This is a genomic window from Mesorhizobium muleiense (assembly GCF_900099905.1).
Taxonomy (GTDB): Bacteria; Pseudomonadota; Alphaproteobacteria; order Rhizobiales; family Rhizobiaceae; genus Mesorhizobium; species Mesorhizobium muleiense.
Genome location: NZ_FNEE01000004.1, coordinates 106,859 through 128,145, shown reverse-complemented (window position 1 = coordinate 128,145; position 21,287 = coordinate 106,859). Strand labels below are relative to the sequence as shown.

The following is a 21,287-nucleotide window of genomic DNA, read 5'->3' as shown; positions in this document are numbered from 1 at the left end:
TCGGGAAACATAGGGTTTTTCGGCCCGGATTGCACGCCTTGTACGAACCCCGGGACCGAGTTCAAGCACCAGCCTTGGCTTCCCTCTTCAGCCGTTCGATCGCCATCAGCACCCGCTCCGGCGTCGCCGGTGGGTCGAGGCGCGGGCAGATCCGATGGCCGGCAACGCTTGCCACCGCATCCGACAGCGCATGCAGCACCGAGATGCCGAGCGGCAGCGGCGGCTCGCCGACCGCCTTGGAGCGGTGCACCGTCGGTTCGCTCGCTTCCGGCCAATCGGCCAGCGTCACATTGAAGATCTTCGGTCGGTCCGAGGCGAGCGGAATCTTGTAGGTCGACGGCGCATGGGTGCGCAGCCGGCCCTTTTCGTCCCACCAAAGCTCCTCAGTCGTCAGCCATCCCATGCCCTGGATGAAGCCACCTTCGACCTGGCCAAGGTCAATGGCGCGGTTCAGCGAGCGGCCGGTCTCGTGCAGGATGTCGGTGCGCTCGACGACATATTCGCCGGTCAGCGTGTCGACCGAGACTTCCGAGCACGCGGCGCCATAGGCGAAATAATAGAAGGGACGACCCTCGCCCTTGTCGCGATCCCAGTGGATTTTCGGCGTCTTGTAGAAGCCCGCCGCCGAAAGCTGGATGCGCGCCATGTAGGCCTGCCTGACGAGATCGGCGAAGGCGATCTCCTGGTTGCCGATACGCACCCGGTTGGGCAGGAACAGCACCTGATCGCGCGGCACCTGGTATTTTTCGGCGGCGAAGTTGGTCAACCGCTCCTTGATCTGCCGGGCCGCGTTCTGCGCCGCCATGCCGTTGAGGTCGGAACCGGACGATGCGGCGGTCGCCGAGGTGTTCGGAACCTTGCCGGTCGTGGTCGCGGTGATCTTTACCTGGTTGAGGTCGATCTGGAATTCTTCCGCCACCACCTGCGCCACCTTGACGTAGAGACCCTGCCCCATCTCGGTGCCGCCATGGTTCAGATGCACCGAACCGTCGGTGTACACATGCACCAGCGCGCCGGCCTGATTGTAGTGCGTCGCGGTAAACGAGATGCCGAACTTGACCGGCGTCAGCGCCAATCCACGCTTGATGAAGCGGCTGTTGGCGTTGAAAGCTTCAATGGTGCGGCGACGCCTCGCATAGTCGCAACTCGCCTCCAGCTCGGCGACGATGCGGTGGATGATGTTGTCCTCGACCGTCTGGTGATAGGGCGTGACGTTGCGGTCGCTGGTGCCATAAAAATTCTTCTTGCGAATCTCGAGCGGGTCCTTGCCAACGGCAAAGGCGACCTCTTCGATGACACGCTCGGCGCCGACCATGCCTTGCGGCCCGCCGAAGCCGCGGAAGGCGGTGTTCGACACGGTGTTGGTGTAGAGCGGCGCCGATTGCGCATGAACCGCCGGCCAGAAATAGGTGTTGTCGCAGTGGAACAGCGCGCGATCGGTGACCGGGCCCGACAGGTCCGCCGAGAAGCCGCAGCGCGCCGCAAACATGAAATCGACGCCGAGGATATTGCCTTCGTCGTCGAAGCCGACCTCGTAATCGACGAGGAAGTCATGGCGCTTGCCGGTGGCGATCATGTCGTCGTCACGGTCGGGCCGGATTTTCACCGCGCGATGGTGTTTTTTCGCAGCAATCGCCGCGAGCGCGGCAAACTGGTTGCCTTGCGTTTCCTTGCCGCCAAAGCCGCCGCCCATGCGGCGGATCTCGACCGTGACGGCATGGCTCGGCACGCCGAGCGCATGGCTGACCATGTGCTGGATTTCGCTCGGATGCTGGGTCGACGAATAAATCGTGACGTCCTGATCCTCGCCGGGAATGGCCATGGCGATCTGGCCTTCGAGATAAAAATGGTCCTGGCCGCCGATGCGCATTTTTCCTTTCAGCCGGCGCGGCGCCGCCCTGATCGCAGCCGCGGCATCGCCGCGCCTCAGGGTCAGCGGCGGCGTGACCAGCTTGTCCTTCCTGGGATCGAGGACGCCGATGTCGGTGACGAAAGGCAATTCCTTGTATTCGACCTTGGCCAGCCTTGTGGCGCGGCGCGCCTGCTCGCGGGTTTCGGCGATGACGCAAAAGATCGGTTGGCCGAAGAACTGCACCTTGCCGTCGGCCAGCACCGGTTCGTCGTGGCGGCCGGTCGGCGAAATGTCGTTTTCGCCCGGCACGTCGCTCGCCGTCAGCACGTCGACGACGCCGGGTGCTGCGCGCACCGCCGCCAGGTCCATGCTGCTGATGGTGGCATGCGTGGCCGTCGAAAGCCCGAGGCAGCCATGCAGCATGCCGGATGATTCCGGCATGTCATCGATATAGACGGCCGTGCCGCGGACATGCTTGTGCGCGGAATCATGACGCTGGTCGGTGGCAACGCCACCAGCGATTTTCTGCGCCTTGAGGTTTGGAGCGTGCTTGGTCATCACGCCGCCTCGTGGCGCGATATCTGGATCGGTGCTTTGGTGCCGCTGGTCTCGGCGAAGAACCGCAACAGCAGGTTGCGCGCCGCCAGCGCCCGGTATTCGGCGCTCGCCCGCATGTCGGTCAGCGGGGTAAAGTCTTTGGCGTACTCGGCCATGGCGGTCTCGACCGTCGGTTCCGTCCAGGGCCTGCCGAGCAGCGCCTTTTCCACGCCGAAAGCCCGCTTCGGCGTTGCCGCCATGCCGCCATAGGCGATGCGCACCTCCGCCACCGTGCCGTCCTTGGCCAGGGCCAGCAGGAATGCGCCAAGTGCGGCGGTTATGTCCTCGTCACGGCGCTTGGTGATCTTGTAGACGGCGAATTTGGTATCCCTGCCCGGCACTGGGACATGCACGGCCTCGACGAATTCGCCCGGCTGTCGGTCCTGCTTGCCATAGGCGATGAAGAAGTCTTCAAGCGAGATCGTCCGCCGCTTGTTGCCGCGGCGCAGCGTCAGCCGCGCGCCGAGTGCGATCAGCGGCGGCGGCGTGTCGCCGATCGGCGAGCCATTGGCGATGTTGCCGCCGATCGTGCCCATGTTGCGCACCTGGTCGCCGCCGATGCGATCGAACAGCGGGCCCAGCGCCGGGATGCGTTTCGCCAGCATTGAGAAAGCCTCGGTGTAGGTGACACCAGCGCCGATCGAGATGATGCCCTTGTCTTCGGAAATCCGGCACAGCCCGTCGAGATTGCCGATGAAGATCGCCGGCGCAATCTCGCGCATGTGCTTGGTCACCCACAGGCCGACATCGGTCGAACCGGCAACGATGGTGGCACCCGGCTCCTTGTCGAGCACGGCGGCGAGGTCGTCGGCATCGGCCGGGACGACCAGGCGCTGCTTGCCGGCGCCGATCTCGATGCGCGAACCGTCTTTCATCGCTTCGAGCTTGCTCGTGATCGCCTCGCGCTCCGCTGCCAGCGGATCCTTTGCCGCCTTGCCGTAGCTGGAGATGGCACGTGCCGCCCGCATGATCGCCTCGTAGCCGGTGCAGCGGCAGAGATTGCCCTGAAGCGCCTTTTCGATGGCTGCATCCGACGGCTCCGGTGACCGCATCCACAGGGCATAAAGCGACATGACGAAGCCCGGCGTGCAGAAGCCGCATTGCGAGCCGTGGAAATCGACCATCGCCTGCTGCACCGGATGCAGTTTTTCGCCGTCGCCGCGCAGATGCTCGACGGTTACGACATGCGTGCGATCGAGCGAGCCAAGGAAGCGGATGCAGGCATTGACGCTTTCATAGACGAGCCGGCCGCCTGACAGCCTTCCGACCAGCACGGTGCAAGCGCCGCAGTCGCCCTCGGCGCAGCCTTCCTTGGTGCCGCGCAGCGAGCGCTCGAGCCGCAGCCAGTCGAGCAAGGTCTCGTCGGGCGCGACCGTAGTCAGCGCAACATCCTCGCCATTGAGGATGAAGCGTATCTCATTGCGTATCTTGAGCCTCGTCATGTCTCAGCTCCCCCGATAGGTCGAATAGCCGTAGGGCGATATGAGCAGCGGCACGTGATAGTGCATCGGCTCGGCCATGCCGAAGCGGATCGGCACGCTGTCGAGGAAGGCCGGTTCCGGCAGTCTCAACCCCTGCCGGCGCAGATAGTCGCCGGCGGCGAAGACCAGCTCGTATTCGCCGGTGCGGAATTCCGCGTCGGCAAGCAGCGGCGCGTCACACCGGCCGTCGGCGTTGGTGACCGCTGTCTTCAGATGCGTCCGCATGTCGTCGTTGATGCGGTAAAGCTCGATCGACAGGCCTGCCGCCGGCCTGCCGGCCGCGGTGTCGAGGACATGGGTCGTCAGACGTCCGCCTTCGGCTTTCGACGTTTCCGCCACTGGCTGCTCCCATTCCGGTACACTCGAACATGTCCGGTACAGTCGAACATGTTTGGCGAATTGTGCGCCCATTAAAGGCGATGCATAAGTCCCGGTCGAGTGAAGTGCTGCAAAAACACTTTCAAAAATTTTCGGGGGAATGCGCAAGCAATCCTTTCGACTATCCTGATCACACTATCCGGCAGGAGCGACAATGCGTTACGAACGAGACATGCGCGGCTACGGCGCCAATCCGCCGGATCCAAAATGGCCCGGCAGGGCGCATGTCGCGGTGCAGTTCGTCGTCAATTACGAGGAAGGCGGCGAAAATTGCGTCCTGCACGGCGACAAGGCTTCGGAAGCCTTCCTGTCCGAGATCGTCGGCGCTGCACCTTGGCCCGGGCAGCGCCACCGGAACATGGAATCGATCTACGAATATGGCGCCCGCGCCGGCTTCTGGCGATTGCTGCGCCTGTTCACCGAGGCTGAGGTGCCGATCACCTGCTACGGCGTCGCTACAGCACTGGCGCGTTCGCCCGACCAGGTCGTGGCGATGCAGGAGGCCGGCTGGGAGGTTGCCTCGCACGGGCTGAGATGGATCGACTATCGCGACCATGCGCCGGAAGACGAACGCCGCGACATGGACGAGGCAATCCGGCTGCATTACGAGGTGACAGGCGCACGGCCGACCGGCTGGTACACCGGCCGCACATCGATCAACACCGTGCGGCTGGCGGCGGAAGAGGGCGGCTTCGACTATGTGTCGGACACCTATGACGATGAACTGCCGTACTGGTTCGAGCATGGTGGGCCGGACGGGTCGGCAAAGCCGCAGCTCATCATCCCCTATACGCTCGACGCCAACGATATGCGTTTCGCCACGCCGCAGGGCTTCAACTCGGGCGACCAGTTCTTCGCCTATCTCAGGGATAGTTTCGATACGCTCTATGCCGAGGGCAAGGCAGGACGGCCGCGCATGATGAATATCGGCCTGCACTGCCGCCTCGTCGGCCGGCCGGGCCGGGTCGCGGCGCTGAAGCGCTTCGTCGACTACGTCAAATCACACGACAGGGTCTGGCTGGCGCGACGCATCGACATTGCAAGGCACTGGCAAGAGAACCATCCGTTCCGGCCGCCGACGCTGCGCCCGTCGAAGATGGAATTCGAGGCTTTCGTCCAGGCATTCGGCGGCGTATTCGAGCATTCGCCGTGGATCGCCGAGCGCGCCTATGAGCTGGAGCTCGGTCCGGCGCATGACAGTGCCGGCGGTCTGCACAATGCGCTGTGCCGTGTCTTTCGCGGCGCCAGCGGGGCCGAGCGGCTCTCCGTGCTCAACGCCCATCCCGACCTTGCCGGCAAACTGGCGCAAACCAAGCGGCTGACTGCGGAATCGGCCAGGGAACAGGCTTCCGCAGGGCTCGAGGCGTTGACCGACAAGGAGCGCGAGCTGTTCTCAAAGCTCAATGCCGCCTACGTCGCCAATTTCGACTTCCCCTTCATCATCGCGGTGAAAGGCAAGACCAAGAAAGAAATCCTGGCGGAGTTCGAGGCGCGCATCGGCAACAGCCGCGGCGTTGAATTCGAAACCGCCTGCAAACAGGTCGAGCGCATCGCACTGCTCCGCCTCAAGGACATGCTTCCGCAATAGGCCTTGCTTCCGCAATAGGCTCTGAACTGATGGACACGATGAAAATGGCCGACCGAACCTATTACGCGCCGCAGGGCGGCCACCCCGGCCAGAGCGAGCTGCTGACCGGCCGCGCTGTCTTCACCGAGGCCTACGCCGTTATTCCAAGGGGGGTGATGCAGGACATCGTCACCAGCGCCCTGCCGTTCTGGGACAAGACCCGCGTCTGGGTGCTGTCGCGCCCGCTGTCCGGGTTTGCCGAGACGTTTTCGCAATACATCGTCGAGGTCGCGCCCGGCGGCGGCAGCGACCGGCCGGAACCGGATGCCGGCGCCGAGGGCGCCCTGTTTGTGGTCGAGGGCGAGCTGAGCGTTTTGCTGGCTGGCGAGAAGCATGTCCTGCAGCCGGGCGGCTTTGCTTTCCTGCCGCCGACCAGCGGATGGAGCGTTCGCAACGAGAGCAGCGCTGCTGTCCGCTTCCACTGGATCCGCAAGGCTTACGAAGCCGTCGAAGGCATTGATGTCCCGCAAGCCTTCTTTGCCAACGAACAGGACATTGCGCCGACGCCGATGCCCGGCACCGAGGGCTGTTGGGCGACGACGCGCTTCGTTGACTCTGAAGACATGCGCCACGACATGCATGTCACCATCGTCACGCTCGAACCGGGCGCGGTCATTCCCTTCGCCGAGACGCATGTCATGGAACACGGCCTCTATGTGCTGGAGGGCAAGGCGGTCTACCGCCTCAACCAGGACTGGGTCGAGGTCGAGGCCGGCGACTATATGTGGCTGCGCGCCTTCTGTCCGCAGGCCTGCTATGCTGGCGGCCCCGGAAAATTCCGCTATTTGCTCTACAAGGATGTCAACCGGCACGCCAAGCTTGGTGGCGCCGGCGTCGGGAGGCGCGCGCCATGACCCGCATCGTGGCGCGGCCGCTGACCCGCGAAAATTTTGCCGAGTTCGGCGACGTCATCGATATGGGCGGCGACAATCACTACCCGATCAATGGCGGGAAGGCCGAGCGCTACCACGACCTCGCCACCTTCGAAGCGCAGGGGCCGAATGGGCGCGTGCTGATTTCCATGGTGCGCGGCACGCCTTACGATTTTCCGCTGAAGCTCACCATGGTCGAGCGTCATCCGTTCGGCAGCCAGGCTTTCATCCCGCTGTCGCCACGGCCGTTCCTGGTCGTCGTCTGCCATGATGGCGACGACGGCCCGGGCGAGCCGCACGCCTTCCTCACCGCGCCCGGGCAGGGCGTCAATTATCCTCGCAATCGCTGGCACGGCGTGCTGACGCCGATCGGCGAGGCCCAGGACTTTCTCGTCGTCGATCGCGGTGGCGACGGCTCCAACCTCGAAGAATGCCATTTCTCGCACGCCTATGAGATCCATCTTCCCAAGGGGACCGGATGATGGTCGACGTCTCGCTGATCGACCGACTGCTCGACGTCATCGAGCATGACATCGTGCCGAAGACAGCCGAAGGAGTCGCCCACGGCAACAAGCTGTTCGGCGCCGCGATCCTGCGCAAGAACGACCGTTCGCTGGTGCTCGCCGAAACCAACAACGAGACGGAAAATCCGCTCTGGCATGGTGAAGTGCATTGCCTGAAGCGGTTTTATGAAATGCCGAAGGCTGAGCGCGTCGACACCAGGGACGCGATTTTTCTCGCCACGCACGAACCCTGCTCGCTCTGCCTGTCAGCGATCACCTGGACCGGCTTCGATAATTTCTACTATCTTTTTTCGCATGAGGATTCGCGCGACAGCTTCGCCATCCCGCACGATCTGAAGATCCTGAAAGAGGTCTTCACCCTCGACCCCGGCGGCTACAATGCCGAGAACGACTACTGGAAGAGTTTTTCGATCCGAAAACTGGTGTGGTCGCTGCCCGAGACCGAGCGTGTGCGACTGGAAACGCGGATCGGCAAAATCTCCGCACGCTATGACGAATTGTCCAGCGCCTATCAGACGAGCAAGGCTGACAACGACATTCCGTTGAGTTGAATGCCGCAAAGTTCAAAGCTTGAAATGCCCCCTTTATGGTGGCATACTGCGTTATGGAGAAACGCAGGCCCACTTACGATCTTGATGCGATCAAGGCGGAGTTGGGCTCTGTAGATACGCTGGCAATCACGACGTCCGCCCTGCGGGATGCGGTTGGCCTCGGCTTCGATCGCTCCGGTATAGTCGAGGTGATCGGCAGCATCACGCGAAAAATGTTTGTAAAGTCAATGACGACATTCGCCGACCATCGTGTCTGGCAAGATGTCTACCACGTGCCAGCACGCGAGTTGGTGCTCTACGTGAAATTTCAGGCGGACGTCGTGACCGGATTCACAGTCATGTCGTTCAAGGAAAAGTGACTATGACGACGAAAGTAAATAATGAAACGAACACCATGATCTCCCCGGAAACAGGAGAAACGCTGACGCGTGGAGTGCGTCCGTTCACTGTGACTTACAAGGGCGAGAGCATGATCGTCGATCTGCCGGGGTATTATCTCCCATCGGGAGATGAGGGCGTGCATGTCGGGGACGACATGACTGTCGTCGATGCAGCGCTCCGCATCCTCAAAGAAAAGATCGACGGCGTTCCGGCGCCGGCCACCATCCGTCGCGTGCGCACAAAGCTCAAACTGTCGCAGCGCGAGGCGGGATCCCTGTTCAAAGTCGGCGAGAACGCTTTCGACAAATACGAACGGGGTTTGATTGAGCCGAGTGGCCCGACCATTCAGTTGATGACGCTGTTGGAAAAACATCCCGAACTGCTGGACGAGTTGCGATAGCGCGCTCCCTGACAGGTCGCATATTTTTTTGCTCCAGTCGCGAATGACGATTGAAAGTCGCCTCGCTGCGGGGCGTTATGCCCCGCATGAAGACCATCACTGAATTTGCCCGCAAGGTCGTCGAATTTCCGGACATGGGCATCGTCATGCCGGATGGCTGCCGGCTGTCGGCGCGAGTGTGGATGCCGGCCGATGCTGCCGACGATCCGGTGCCGGCGATCCTCGAGCACCTGCCTTACCGCAAGCGCGACGGCACGATCTTTCGCGATCAGCTGACGCATCCCTATTTCGCCGGCCACGGCTACGCCTCGATCCGCGTCGACATGCGTGGCAATGGCGATTCCGAAGGGCTGATGGATGACGAATATTCCGAGCAGGAATTGCAGGACGCTTGCGACGTGATTGCCTGGGCGGCGGCCCAGCCCTGGTGCAGCGGCAGTGTCGGCATGATGGGCATCTCCTGGGGCGGCTTCAACTGCCTGCAGACGGCAGCCAAGCAGCCGCCGGCGCTAAAGGCAGTCATCAGCCTCTGCTCGACCGTCGACCGCTATGCGGACGACATCCACTACAAGGGCGGCTGCCTACTGATCGAGAATTTCGGCTGGGCCTCGACCATGCTGTCCTATTCCTCGCGGCCGCCGGATCCGCTGCTGGCCGGCGACAACAGATGGCGCGACCTATGGCTGACCCGGCTGGAGAACCAGCCCTTCCTGGCGCCGCTGTGGCTGAGACACCAGCACCGCGACGCCTATTGGAAGCGCGGTTCGATCTGCGAGGACTATTCCGCCATCCAAGCCGCCGTGCTGTCGATCGGCGGCTGGCATGACGGCTATCGCAATACGATTTCCCACCTCGCGGCCAATATCGAGGCGCCGGTCAAGGGCATCGTCGGCCCGTGGATCCACAAGTACCCGCATTACGCCGCACCGAAACCAGCGATCGGTTTCCTGCAGGAGGCGTTGCGCTGGTGGGACCGCTGGTTGAAAGGCATCGACACCGGCGTCGAGGCCGACCCGGCCTACCGCGCCTATGTGATGGACAGCGTGCGCCCCGCGCGTTGGCATCCCGAGCGGCCCGGCCGCTGGGTTGCCGAAGCAGACTGGCCATCGCCCAACATCAAGGCTGAGGCGATCGAACTGATCCCGGAAGGCGCCAGGCCTGCAATCGTGGCTTCGCCACAAAGCTGCGGCCTCGCCGGCGGCGAATATTTCCCCTTCACCTTCGGGCCGGAACTGCCCGGCGACCAGCGCCCCGACGATGCGCTGTCGGTGTGTTTCGACCAGCCGGTGCTGACCGAAGCGATCGACATTGTCGGCGCACCGGAAGTGCTGGTCAGGGTTTCGTCCGACCGGCCGCAAGCGAACATCGCGATCCGGCTGTGCGACGTGCATCCCGACGGAGCGTCCGAGTTGATCTCCTACGGCGTGCTCAACCTGACCCACCGCAATTCGCACGAATTCCCGCAAGCGCTGGTGCCGGGCGAAGCCGTCAACGCCCGGGTCGTGCTCGACCAATGTGCCTATCGCGTACCATCAGGCCACCGCCTGCGTATTGCCGTTTCGAACGCCTACTGGCCGATGATCTGGCCATCGCCGGAACCGGTCCGGCTCGACCTGTCGGCGGCAACGCTGAAGCTGCCGCTGCGCCCGCTGGCGCAAGGCGACGAAGTCACGTTCCCTACGCCCGAGGCAGCCGTGCCCTGGGCAACCGAAACGGTCCGTGCCGCCAATTCGGAGCGTCATGTTGATCGCGACGAGAAGACCGGAATCGTCACGCTTTCCATTGTCGACGATTTCGGCGAGGTGCGCGACCTGGAGCATGGCCTCGCCAATGGCAGCGTCGCCCGCGAGACATGGGCGATCCATCCTGACAATCCGCTGTCAGCGTCGGGCAAGACGCACTGGACGCAGACGCTGTCGCGAAATGGATGGTCGGTGCGCACAGAAACGTCAGCCGAGATGCGGTCCGATGCGCAAAACTTCATTATTAGCGCCAGAATCGAAGCCTATGAAGGCGAGGAACTGGTTTTCGAGCGTAATTTCGAAGAGAAAATCCCGCGCGATCTGCTTTGAGCGCTTATGCGGATTGGTCCAATTGCGACGTACGATTTACGCCACGGCATGTCGCATTCGGTCTTGCTTACGGCGTTCCCTTGCGGTCATTATTCTCCTCACAAGAAACCATAAAAAACGACCACAAGGTCGAACCAACAGAGTGAGGAACTCAACATGTCAAACGAACTGGAATTTCTTAGCCGGCACGTCGCATCCGGCAAACTGAGCCGTCGTGATTTTCTCGGCCGGGCGGCAGCGCTCGGCGTCACCGCGACCTTCGCCAACTCGCTGCTTTCAAGTGCAGCGCGCGCCGCGGGCCCGGTCAAGGGCGGCACGTTGAAGGCCGGCCTGGTCGGCGGCGAGTCCACCAACAGCCTCGACCCGGCGCTGATGATGACGCAGGTTCCGTTCGCCTTCGGCAAATGCTGGGGCGAAATGATCGTCGAGCTGTCCCCCGACGGCAAGCTCGAAAACCGCATCGCCGAGGAAATTGGTTCGTCGGACGACGGCAAGGTGTGGACGCTGAAAATCCGCGACGGCGTCGAATTCCACAATGGCAAGACGGTGACTGCCGAGGACGTGGCCGCCACGCTCGAGCGTCATTCCGACGAGAAGTCGAAGTCCGGCGCGCTCGGCTACATGAAGGGCATCGAGAGCATCAAGGCCAGCGGCAAGGAAGTCGTGCTGACCTTGAAGGAGGCGAACGCCGACCTGCCCTACCTGCTCAGCGACTACCACTTGATCGTCCAGCCCAACGGCGGCAAGGACAAGCCCGACGCCGGTATCGGCGCCGGCCCGTACAAGATCGTGACCAACGAGCCTGGTGTTCGCCATGGTGCCGAGCGTTTCGCCAATTACTGGCAGGGCGACAAGATGGGCCATGCCGACCAGATCGAGGTCATCGTTATCAACGACGCCACGGCGCGTACGTCGGCCCTGCAGGGCGGCCAAGTCAACATGATCAACCGCGTCGAGCCGAAGATCGTCGACCTGATCAAGCGTCTGCCCGGTGTCACCATCCGCAACCATGCCGGCCCCGGCCACTACGTGTTTATCATGCATTGCAACACAGCGCCGTTCGACAACAACGACCTCAGGATGGCGCTGAAGCTGGCGATCGACCGCGAGGAGATGCTGGACAAGATCCTGCGTGGCTATGGCTCGCTCGGCAACGATTTCCCGATCAACGCGTCCTATCCGCTGTTTACCGAGATCGAGCAGCGCAAATACGATCCCGACAAGGCCAAGTTCCACTACAAGAAGTCGGGCCATGACGGCGCCGTCCTGCTCAGGACGTCGGACGTCGCCTTCCCCGGCGCTGTCGATGCTTCGCAGCTCTTCCAGCAGAGCGCCGCCAAGGCCGGCATCACCCTGGAGATCAAGCGCGAGCCCGGCGACGGCTACTGGCACGAAGTCTGGAACAAGCAGCCCTTCAGCGCTTCCTACTGGGGCGGACGCTCGACGCAAGACCAGATGTATTCGACCGCCTACCTGTCGACGGCCGACTGGAACGACACACGTTTCAAACGTCCGGATTTCGACAAGATGGTGCTGGCGGCGCGCGCCGAGCTCGATGAGGCCAAGCGCAAGCAGATGTACCACGACATGGCCGTCATGGTGCGCGACGAGGGCGGCCTGATCCTGCCGATGTTCAACCAGTTCATCGACGCGACGGGTGCCAAGGTCGCCGGCTGGGTGGACGATCCGCATCAGGAGCTGATGAACGGATACGCTCTGGCAAAGTGCTGGCTCGAAGCCTGAGCCCGGCCTTGCGGAGATGTCCTCACCCATCGTGAAACTGGTGGCCCAGCGCATTGCGCTGGGCATCCTCCTGCTGTTGGCCGTATCGGTCCTGATCTTCGCCGGCACCCAGATCCTGCCCGGCGACGTCGCGCAAGCCATCCTCGGACAGTCGGCGACACCGGAGTCGCTTGCCAATCTGCGCGAGCAGCTCGGCCTCAACGATCCGGCCTTTGTCCGCTATTTCCGCTGGCTAGGCGGCGTCGTGACCGGCGATCTCGGCACCGCCATGTCGAGCGGGCAGGATATTGCGACGTCGATCAAGGGGCGGTTGTGGAACACGCTGTTCCTCGCCTTCTGGGCGGCGGTCGTGGCCGTGCCGCTGGCGATCATCCTCGGCCTGATCGCGGTGCGTTACCGCAATGGCTGGGTCGACAAGCTGATCTCCGGATTGGCGCTCGCCTCGACGTCGTTTCCCGAGTTCTTCATCGGCTACGTGCTGGTCTATTTCTTTGCCGTGAAATACCAGATCTTCCCCGGCATCTCGACGGTCTATGACGGAATGCCTTTCGGCGAGCGCATGCAGGCGATCATGCTGCCGGCGGCAGCACTGACGCTGGTGGTGCTCGCCCATATGATGCGGATGACGCGCGCCGCGATCCTCAATGTGATGCAGTCGGCTTATGTCGAAACCGCCGAGCTCAAGGGGCTTTCGGCCTTCGCCGTCATTCGCAGGCACGCCTTTCCCAATGCGATCGCGCCGATCATCAACGTCGTCATGCTCAACCTCGCTTATCTCATCGTCGGCGTCGTCGTGGTCGAAGTGATCTTCGTCTATCCCGGCATGGGGCAATTTCTCGTCGACCATGTCACCAAGCGCGACGTGCCGGTGGTGCAGGCGGTCGGCCTGATCTTTGCCGCCGTCTACATCAGCCTGAACATCATTGCGGACATAGCGGCGATCGTCGCCAATCCGCGTCTCAGACATCCGAAATAGGGGGGAGCGGGCATGCTCGACATAAAACGCATCCCCATTCCCGCACTGGTCGGCCTGGTGCTGACGGCGCTATTCGTGCTGGCGGCGATCTTCGCGCCGTGGATCTCGCCCTATGGCAATGGCGAGATCGTCGGCGATGTCTGGGGGCCGATGTCGGCGACACATTGGCTGGGCACCGACAATCTCGGCCGCGACCTTCTTTCGCGCATGATCTACGGCGCCCGCGTCACGCTGTTCATCGCGGTGCTAGCCACGGCGCTATCGTTCTCGCTTGGCGCGATCCTTGGCTTCTCGGCGGCGGTTTTCGGCGGCTGGTTCGACACGCTGCTGTCGCGCCTCGTCGATCTCCTGATGTCGATCCCGACGCTGATCATGGGCCTCGTCGTGCTGTCGGTGCTGCCAACCAATCTGGTGACGCTGATCCTGGTCATGGGCATTCTCGACTCGACCCGCGTCTACCGCCTGTCGCGGGCGGTCGCCGTCGATATCAACGTCATGGATTTCGTCGAGGCGGCCAAGCTGCGCGGCGAAGGCAGCGTGTGGATCATCTTCCGCGAGATCCTGCCCAATGCGTTGTCGCCGCTGGTTTCGGAACTCGGCCTGCGCTTCATCTATGCCGTGCTGTTCCTGTCGACGCTGTCCTTCCTCGGCCTCGGCGTGCAGCCGCCTAGCGCCGACTGGGGCGGCATGGTCAAGGAAAACAAGGACGGCATCGTCTTTGGCATCGCGGCGGCGCTCATCCCTGCGGCGGCGATCGCCATGCTGGCGATTTCCGTCAACCTTGTCGCCGACTGGGTGCTCAACCGCACGACGAGCCTGAAGGGAGGGCGCGGGTAATGGCTGACCAGCGAGCAAAGTCCGTGCTGCTCGATGTCCGCAATCTGCGCATCGAGGCCACCGTGTTCCCGCCGGGCGAAGCGCCGAAGAACATCGTGCTGGTCCACGACGTCTCGCTGTCGCTCGAGAAGGGCAAGGTGCTCGGCCTGATCGGCGAGTCCGGCGCCGGCAAGTCGACCATCGGCCTGGCGTCGATGGGCTATGGCCGCGGCGGCGTGCGGATCACCGGCGGCGAAGTCATCCTCAACGGCCGCGACATCCTCAAAGGCGGCAAGGAGGGCTTTCGCAAGCTGCGCGGCCGCGAGGTCTGCTATGTCGCGCAATCGGCCGCCGCCGCCTTCAACCCGGCGCACAGGCTGATGGACCAGGTCGTCGAGGCGACGCTGCTGCATGGCACGGCGACACGGGCCGCGGCCGAAAAGCGCGCCATCGCGCTGTTCAAGAAGCTCAGCCTGCCGAACCCCGAAAGCATCGGCGAACGGTTTCCGCACCAGGTGTCAGGCGGCCAGCTGCAGCGCGTGATGACTGCGATGGCGCTGTGCTCCGAGCCCGACCTGATCGTCTTCGACGAGCCGACCACGGCGCTCGACGTGACGACGCAGATCGACGTGCTGGCGGCGATCAAGGACGCCATCCGCGACACGCATGTCGCGGCGCTGTACATCACTCATGACCTTGCCGTGGTCGCCCAGGTCTCGGACGAGATCATGGTGCTGCGCCATGGCCGGCTGGTCGAATGGGGCGGCACCCGCCAGATCATCAAGGAGCCGCGCCAGGAATACACCAATGCGCTGGTGTCAGTGCATGAGATCGAGCACCAGGAGCAAAAGCCCGGCACGAACCCGTTCCTGTCGGTCAAGAACATCACCGCCGCCTATGGCCGCAGCCATATCAAGGTGCTGAAGAACGTCTCGGTCGACATCTATCCGGGCCAGACGCTGGCGGTGGTCGGCGAGTCCGGCTCGGGCAAGTCGACGCTGGCGCGCGCCATCACCGGCCTTCTGCCGCCCGAACAAGGCACCGTCACCTTCGACGGGCGGCCGCTCGCCAACCGGCTTGCCGATCGGCCCAAGGAGGATCTGCGCCAGTTGCAGATGATCTACCAGATGGCCGACGTGGCGATGAACCCGCGCCAGACCGTCGGCACCATCATCGGCCGGCCGCTCGAATTCTATTTTGGTTTGCGCGGCCGCGAGCGCGACAAGCGCGTCGCCGAATTGCTTGACAAGATCGAAATGGGCAAGGGCTTTGTCGACCGCTACCCGGCCGAGCTTTCCGGCGGCCAGAAGCAGCGTGTCTGCATCGCCCGTTCGCTTGCCGCCAAGCCGAAGCTGATCATCTGCGACGAGGTGACCTCGGCGCTCGACCCGCTGGTCGCCAACGGCATCCTGAAGCTGCTGCTCGAGCTGCAGAAGGAGGAAAACGTCGCCTATTTGTTCATCACCCACGACCTCGCGACGGTGAAGTCGATCGCCGATTCGATCGCGGTGATGTATCGCGGCGAGGTGGTGCGCTATGGCGCCAAGAGCCAGGTGCTGGCGCCGCCGTTCGATGCCTATACCGACCTTCTCTTGTCCTCAGTCCCCGAAATGGAGATCGGCTGGCTGGAAAAGGCGATCAAGGGACGGCGCATGGCCAGCGCGGGCAATTAGACACACCGGTGGCGCTGAAGACAAAACTTCTGCTGATCATCCTCGACGGCGTGCCTTACCGCAACTGGCGCCGGCTGATGGGCAACCTCGAAGGCTGGGTGCAATCGGGCGAAGCGCGCGTCTGGAAGATGCGTTCCGTGCTGCCGTCGACCTCTGCCTGCTGCTATGCCTCGATCCACACCGGCGTAGCGCCGCAGGTGCATGGCATCTTGACCAACGAGAACCGCTTCCGCGTCGAGCAGCCGGATATCTTCTCCGAGGTCAGCAGGGCCGGCGGCAAGACAGGTGCGGTCACCCATTCCTACTGGTCCGAATTCTTCCGGGCCTATCCGTTCGATCTGGTCGAGGACATGGAGTTCGACGAGCCGGGCGGGCCGATCACCCATGGCCGGTTCCACACCATGACCGGCTACAATGCCCGCAACCAGATGACGCCGAGCGACGTCGACCTGTTCGCGACGCTGACCATGCTGACCAGACGCCACGGCATCGACTACGGCATCCTGCACACCTGCACGCTGGACTCGATGGGCCACCGCTTCGGCCATGACTGCCATGAGATGGACCATGCCGTCTATGCGATGGACGGCATGCTCGCCGCCTTCCTGCCGCGCTGGCGGAAAGCCGGCTACGAGATCATCGTGACCGCCGATCACGGCCAGACCGATCGCGGCCATCATGGCGGCCATGACGACGAGATGCAGGATTTTGCTCTGTATTATTTCGGACAGGGCAACGGGCCGGAGGCCGACACGCTGCTAGACCAGCTGCAGCTTGCGCCGACGGTGCTTGCGCGCCTCGGCGTCCCGGTGCCCGCGACAATGAAGGCCAGGCCGTTCCTCGACTGAGCGCGCGTCTTCCCTTCTCCCCCTTGTGGGAGAAGGTGGATTGTCGCGAAGCGGCAAGACGGATGAGGGGTGTTGGAAGAAACTCGGCGTGAAAATATTGAGGGATTTGAAGCGCTTAATTCTTCGGTGTAGCGATCCGTCCAGCACCCCTCATCCGACCGAGCTTCGCTCGGCCACCTTCTCCCACAGGGGGAGAAGGGAAGAACCTCCCTCTGGCAACACTGCCGCTCTTCGGCTAGCTTTCAGGAAATTCTGGGCGGAAAGCGGTGAACCTTTTTGGGCCGATCAGCGACAGAGCAGACAGGAGCCAGGCGGCTCGATCGGCCATGACGGCAGCGACGGAAACCGATCGTGCGCTTGTCGGCCGGGTCGCGAAGGGCGACCGCGCCGCCGTGCGGCTCCTGTTCATGCGCCACCACGCGCGGGTCTACCGTTTCGTGGTGCGCCAGACCGGATCGGAAATGATGGCCGACGATATCGCCAACGAGGTGTTTCTCGAACTCTGGCGCCAGGCGCCCGGCTTCGAGGGGCGCTCGGAAGTCTCGACGTGGCTGCTCGGCATCGCCCGCTTCAAGGCGCTGTCGTCGTTGCGCAAGAAAAAGGAAGACTGGATCGACGACGATGACGCCGCCCAGGTCGCCGACGGCGCCGACTCTCCGGAAGTCGTCACCATGAAGGAAGACAAGGGCGCCGCGTTGCGGCGTTTCATCGATGCCTTGCCGGAAGAACACCGAACGGTGATCGACCTTGCCTACTACCACGGACAGTCGGTGAGCGAGATCGGCGAGGTACTCGGTATTCCGGTCGCCACCGTCAAGACCAGAATGTTCTACGCCCGCAAGAAACTCGGCGAGGCACTCAAGGCCGCCGGTTACGACAGGGGGTGGCCATGAGCGCCGCTGAAAAGATGTCGCGCCGCGATGAAATGGAAACGCTGCTGCCGTTCTACCTGAATGGCTCGCTGGAAGGTGCAGAGCTCGAAGCCGTCGAGGAATGGCTGGCGACCGACCCGGCAGCGCTTGCCGCACTCGGCGAGGCCGAAGCCGAATTCTCCAGCACAGCTGCATCCAATGAAGCGATCCGCCCGCCGGCCGATGCGCTCAGCCGCTTCGCCCGGGCGCTTGACGCCGAGGCCGGCCCGGTGCGCGCGCCGGCGGCGTCGTCCTGGCTGACGCAAGCGTGGGGCCGCTTCACCGCGGTGCCCGCCGGCGTCGCCTGGGCTGCGGCCGCGGCTCTGCTGGCGCTTGTTGTGGTGCAGGCGTTTGAGCAGCCTGGCGGCATCGACAGCGATTTCGAAATTGCCGGCCAGCAAGGCGATCTTGCGAAAATGCCGTTCGCGCTGGTCACGTTCAAGCCGGATGCCAAGATGGCCGACATTGTCGCTTTTCTTGGCGAGCACCAGCTGAAGATTGCCGCCGGCCCGACCGCCGAAGGTGTCTTCCGTCTTGGCATCCCGGCCGCGACCGCAGCCGACTATGAAAAAGTGCTCGGCCTGATTGCCGCCCAGCCTTTCGCGGAGGCTGTGGTCGAGGGAAGGAAACCGGTCGATGGCGGCTAGGGCGGTCATCCGATTTGCGGCGCTGCTCGTGGCGGCGATGATAATCGGCGCTGTGCCGGCCTTGGCGCAGACCAATGATCCGACCCTTACGCAGACTGAAATCGACTGCCTCAACCGAGGGGCGACGGCGGCCGACTGCATCAAGCGCGACACAAAGGATGGCAGCGGCGAAAGGCCCGGCGCAGGTCCTGCCGCGACAAATGCGGTGCTTCTTCCCGCGCTGATCGTCGACCTGTTCCCCAATCCGATCGGCGGCGGCCAGGCGCCGCTGCCGACGCCCGATCCGCGCCGCGATCCGGCCAGCGGTGCGTTGCCGCCGCCGGTCCCGCCTGCCGGTGCGACAGCGATACAAGCCGCTGCGGCGGGCGGCCCGATCGTTTCGCCCAGCGATCTCGTCGCGGCCGAGCCGCCCCGCGCCATCGTCGGTGATGTCGTGCCGGACGAGGTGCTGGTGACGGTGGAGGGCGACGCCGTCCAGCAGATCGCCGCCTCCTTTGGCCTCGAGGTGCGCTCGCAGCGCCAGTCTCAGTTGCTCGGCGCCACGCTGGTGCGCTTCGGCATTCCCGATGGCCGCCCGGTCGGCGTCGTGCTGGCGCAGCTTTCCGCCGACGGCCGTACTTTACGGCGCGAGCCCAACCATATCTACTCGCTGCAGCAGGCAGCCACCATCGTCAACTATGCCTTCGAGCGCATTGCGCTCGATGCGAAAGGGGCGAGCGGCGAGAACGTGCGCATTGCGGTCGTCGACACCGCCATCGACGACACCAATCCAGCACTCTCCGGCGTCATCGCCGATCAGTTCGACGCAATGCCCGACGTGCCGATCGAGGCGCGCGATCACGGCACCTCGATCGACGGCCTGATCGCCGGCGTCGGCGCGCTCAAAGGCATGGCGCCGGGCGCCAGGATCTACCACGCCCGCGCCTTCGAGGGCGGCAAATCGACGATGGACGGCATCCTTGCGGCGCTCGACTGGGCGGCGGAGCAGGACGTCCGCATCATCAATATGAGCTTCGTCGGCCCGAAGAACGACCTGCTCGGCGTCGCCTGCCGCAATGCTCGCGCCTTGGGCATCGTGCTGGTCGCCGCCGCCGGCAACAACGGACCGAAGGCGCCCTACGGCTACCCGGCCGCCTTCGACGGCGTCATCGCGGTGACCGCCACCGATGCCAAAGACGGGCTGATGCAGCAGTCCAATCGCGGCGCCTACGTCTTCCTCTCCGCTCCCGGCGTCGAGATGGTGGCGCCGAGCGGCGCCGGTTCTGATGTGGTCACCGGCACCTCGTTTGCCGCAGCGATCGTCACCGGCGCGATCGCCAATCTGCTGCATGCCGCACCCGACCGTTCCGCCGACTGGGTCGAGAAAGCGCTGGCCGCCACGGCAAGGGATCTCGGCCCCAAGGGGCGGGACAATGATTTCGGCTATGGCCTGTTGGATATCAGGGCGGCCGAGGCGGCGAAGGAGTAAGTCCGCGTGGGAGGTAAAGCGATGAGGGGCGGCGCGAAGCACCCCCCTTTGTCCGGCAGGACAGAGGGGGGCGAACCGCGATGTCGCATTTCCCGGCCCCGCCAACATTTTACCCTTACGGCGGTGCGCCGGCGACCGATCCCCTGATGACCAGGTCGACCGGCCAGACTTCGCCGCGGGCGCCCTCCTCCAACCCCGAAATCCGCGCCGCCAGCCGCTCGGCGATACGAGCGCCGGCCAGGCGGATCGACGAACGCGTCGTCGACAACGGCACCGAAAAATTCTCCGGCTTCAGCCAGGGGAAGACGTCGTCGTGGGCGATCAGCGACAGGTCGCCCGGAATGGTCAGGCCGAGATCGCGCACCGCGCGCACGACGCCGAGCGCCATGATCAGGCTGGAGCAGGCGATCGCGGTCGGCGCATCGCTTTGCTCAAGTAAGCGCCTGGCGGCGCGGTAGCCGTTCTCCTCGGTCATGGCGAGGGAACAGACATCGCCTTCGCCAAGCGCCAGACCGCTTGCCGCCAGCGCCCGGCGCACACCACGCTCGCGGTGAATGGCGAAGGTCTCGCGGCCGTCGCCGTTGATCAGCGCCAGCCGCCGGTGACCAAGTTGGACGAGCAACCGTGCCGCCTCGTGGAAGGCGCCCTCATTGTCGATGTCGGTGAAAGGGTAATCGAAATCGAGCCCTTCACTGCGGCCATGGACGATAAAGGGGATGCCGAGCGTGCTGACCAGCGCCACCCGCCGGTCGGCCGGCCTCGGCGAGGAGATGTAGACGGCGTCGACCTGCCGGTTGGCGACGATGCGCCGATAGGTCGTCTCCTGATCGTCGGCATCGGCGGGGGACAGCACCAGGTCGAGTTCGTGCGAACGGGCGTAGTCGCCGAGACCGGAGAGGAATTCGACGAAATGCGGGTCGATGTCGACGGCCGCCCCGGTCGGCAAGACATAACCGATCATCCCGGTCTTGCCGGTAGCCAGCCGACGCGCGCTCGGGTTGGGGCGATAGCCGTGGCGCTTGGCGGCGTCGATCACCCGCCGGCGCGTTTCCTCGTTGACTTCCGGGTAGCCGTTCAGCGCGCGGCTTACCGTCGTCTGCGAAAGCGCCAGCATGTGGGAAAGCTGTTTGAGGTTCACCGGAGGCCTCCAAGCCTCAAAGCGCTTTAACTATGGGTCGCCCGCGCCACGGCGGCAAGCGCTACCGATGCGAAGAACATAAGCACCCTTTCTAACCGGTTTGAAGCAAAATTTGCTGTTGCAGCGCCCAAAATGGTGCTGCAGCGCACTTTGTTTGCGCTTGCGGCCGTGACATTAAATCGATTAGTTAACCAGCCTCTTGACTTCTGATTAATTCAGTGGCGTGATTGCAAAGACCAAAGCGCTTTGGAAGACTCTTCGAAAGGTTGCGGTTCCCTTCCGAGTGAGTCACAGTCCTGCTGCGTCGGCGGACGGAATGGAGGTTCCGTCCG

At 63.6% G+C, this 21,287-nt stretch carries 19 protein-coding genes; 15 read left to right on the top strand and 4 right to left on the bottom strand.

All coding sequences use genetic code 11. The annotated features are described in order from the left end of the window. Positions 1–61: 61 nt before the first annotated feature. From xdhB to uraH, 3 genes are read right to left on the bottom strand one after another with little or no spacing between them, the layout of a single operon-like run. Positions 62–2,410 carry a xanthine dehydrogenase molybdopterin binding subunit gene (xdhB, locus tag BLT09_RS10215; protein ID WP_091592679.1) on the bottom strand — a complete coding sequence of 783 codons (2,349 nt, stop codon included), beginning with the start codon at positions 2,408–2,410 and terminating at the stop codon, positions 62–64. Further along, a complete protein-coding gene (xdhA, locus tag BLT09_RS10210) occupies positions 2,410–3,891 on the bottom strand; it encodes a xanthine dehydrogenase small subunit (RefSeq protein ID WP_091592677.1) in 1,482 nt (493 codons plus the stop codon). The genes xdhB and xdhA overlap by 1 nt, the downstream gene beginning before the upstream one ends. A gap of 3 nt (positions 3,892–3,894) precedes the next feature. Further along, entirely contained in the window at positions 3,895–4,269 is a 375-nt protein-coding gene (gene uraH / locus BLT09_RS10205) for a hydroxyisourate hydrolase (RefSeq protein ID WP_091592675.1), read from the bottom strand. 193 nt (positions 4,270–4,462) lie between these two features. Between uraH and puuE the strand changes: the two genes are divergently transcribed. The 15 genes from puuE to BLT09_RS10130 all read left to right on the top strand — a co-directional run bounded on the left by puuE (position 4,463) and on the right by BLT09_RS10130 (position 19,817). Continuing rightward, entirely contained in the window at positions 4,463–5,896 is a 1,434-nt protein-coding gene (puuE, locus tag BLT09_RS10200; RefSeq protein ID WP_091592673.1) for an allantoinase PuuE, read from the top strand. A gap of 29 nt (positions 5,897–5,925) precedes the next feature. Continuing rightward, the gene (locus BLT09_RS10195; RefSeq protein WP_091592671.1) at positions 5,926–6,789 is read left to right on the top strand and encodes a bifunctional allantoicase/(S)-ureidoglycine aminohydrolase; all 864 of its coding nucleotides are present in this window, start codon (positions 5,926–5,928) and stop codon (positions 6,787–6,789) included. Continuing rightward, complete coding sequence (locus tag BLT09_RS10190) at positions 6,786–7,289, top strand: ureidoglycolate lyase (RefSeq protein ID WP_091592669.1); 504 nt, start codon at positions 6,786–6,788, stop codon at positions 7,287–7,289. The genes BLT09_RS10195 and BLT09_RS10190 overlap by 4 nt, the downstream gene beginning before the upstream one ends. Then, positions 7,289–7,882: a nucleoside deaminase gene (locus tag BLT09_RS10185; RefSeq protein WP_091592974.1), complete on the top strand. Its 594-nt coding sequence runs from the start codon at positions 7,289–7,291 to the stop codon at positions 7,880–7,882. The genes BLT09_RS10190 and BLT09_RS10185 overlap by 1 nt, the downstream gene beginning before the upstream one ends. A 53-nt stretch (positions 7,883–7,935) precedes the next feature. Beyond that, the gene (locus BLT09_RS10180; protein WP_091592667.1) at positions 7,936–8,241 is read left to right on the top strand and encodes a type II toxin-antitoxin system MqsR family toxin; all 306 of its coding nucleotides are present in this window, start codon (positions 7,936–7,938) and stop codon (positions 8,239–8,241) included. Between the two features lie 2 nt (positions 8,242–8,243). Then, entirely contained in the window at positions 8,244–8,663 is a 420-nt protein-coding gene (locus tag BLT09_RS10175; protein WP_167366394.1) for a type II toxin-antitoxin system MqsA family antitoxin, read from the top strand. Between the two features lie 86 nt (positions 8,664–8,749). Then, positions 8,750–10,735 (top strand): CocE/NonD family hydrolase, encoded by a 1,986-nt coding sequence (locus BLT09_RS10170; RefSeq protein WP_091592665.1) that lies wholly within the window; start codon positions 8,750–8,752, stop codon positions 10,733–10,735. A gap of 156 nt (positions 10,736–10,891) precedes the next feature. Next, the gene (locus tag BLT09_RS10165) at positions 10,892–12,478 is read left to right on the top strand and encodes an ABC transporter substrate-binding protein (protein WP_091592663.1); all 1,587 of its coding nucleotides are present in this window, start codon (positions 10,892–10,894) and stop codon (positions 12,476–12,478) included. A 16-nt stretch (positions 12,479–12,494) separates the two neighbouring features. Continuing rightward, on the top strand, positions 12,495–13,454 hold the full coding sequence (locus BLT09_RS10160) for an ABC transporter permease (protein ID WP_091592661.1): 960 nt from the start codon (positions 12,495–12,497) through the stop codon (positions 13,452–13,454). 12 nt (positions 13,455–13,466) lie between these two features. Continuing rightward, positions 13,467–14,291 (top strand): ABC transporter permease, encoded by an 825-nt coding sequence (locus BLT09_RS10155; RefSeq protein WP_091592659.1) that lies wholly within the window; start codon positions 13,467–13,469, stop codon positions 14,289–14,291. Then, positions 14,291–15,943, top strand: a complete 1,653-nt coding sequence (locus tag BLT09_RS10150; RefSeq protein ID WP_091592657.1) for an ABC transporter ATP-binding protein — start codon at positions 14,291–14,293, stop codon at positions 15,941–15,943. The genes BLT09_RS10155 and BLT09_RS10150 overlap by 1 nt, the downstream gene beginning before the upstream one ends. A gap of 8 nt (positions 15,944–15,951) precedes the next feature. Next, complete coding sequence (locus tag BLT09_RS10145; protein ID WP_091592655.1) at positions 15,952–16,791, top strand: alkaline phosphatase family protein; 840 nt, start codon at positions 15,952–15,954, stop codon at positions 16,789–16,791. 326 nt (positions 16,792–17,117) lie between these two features. Then, complete coding sequence (locus BLT09_RS10140; RefSeq protein ID WP_077375233.1) at positions 17,118–17,684, top strand: sigma-70 family RNA polymerase sigma factor; 567 nt, start codon at positions 17,118–17,120, stop codon at positions 17,682–17,684. Next, on the top strand, positions 17,681–18,349 hold the full coding sequence (locus BLT09_RS10135) for an anti-sigma factor (RefSeq protein ID WP_091592653.1): 669 nt from the start codon (positions 17,681–17,683) through the stop codon (positions 18,347–18,349). Before BLT09_RS10140 ends, BLT09_RS10135 begins: the two co-directional genes overlap by 4 nt. Further along, positions 18,339–19,817, top strand: a complete 1,479-nt coding sequence (locus BLT09_RS10130; RefSeq protein ID WP_091592651.1) for a S8 family serine peptidase — start codon at positions 18,339–18,341, stop codon at positions 19,815–19,817. Before BLT09_RS10135 ends, BLT09_RS10130 begins: the two co-directional genes overlap by 11 nt. A 115-nt stretch (positions 19,818–19,932) precedes the next feature. On the opposite strand, the gene BLT09_RS10125 is transcribed toward BLT09_RS10130, so the two are convergent. Then, entirely contained in the window at positions 19,933–20,955 is a 1,023-nt protein-coding gene (locus BLT09_RS10125) for a substrate-binding domain-containing protein (RefSeq protein ID WP_091592649.1), read from the bottom strand. Positions 20,956–21,287: the final 332 nt, after the last annotated feature.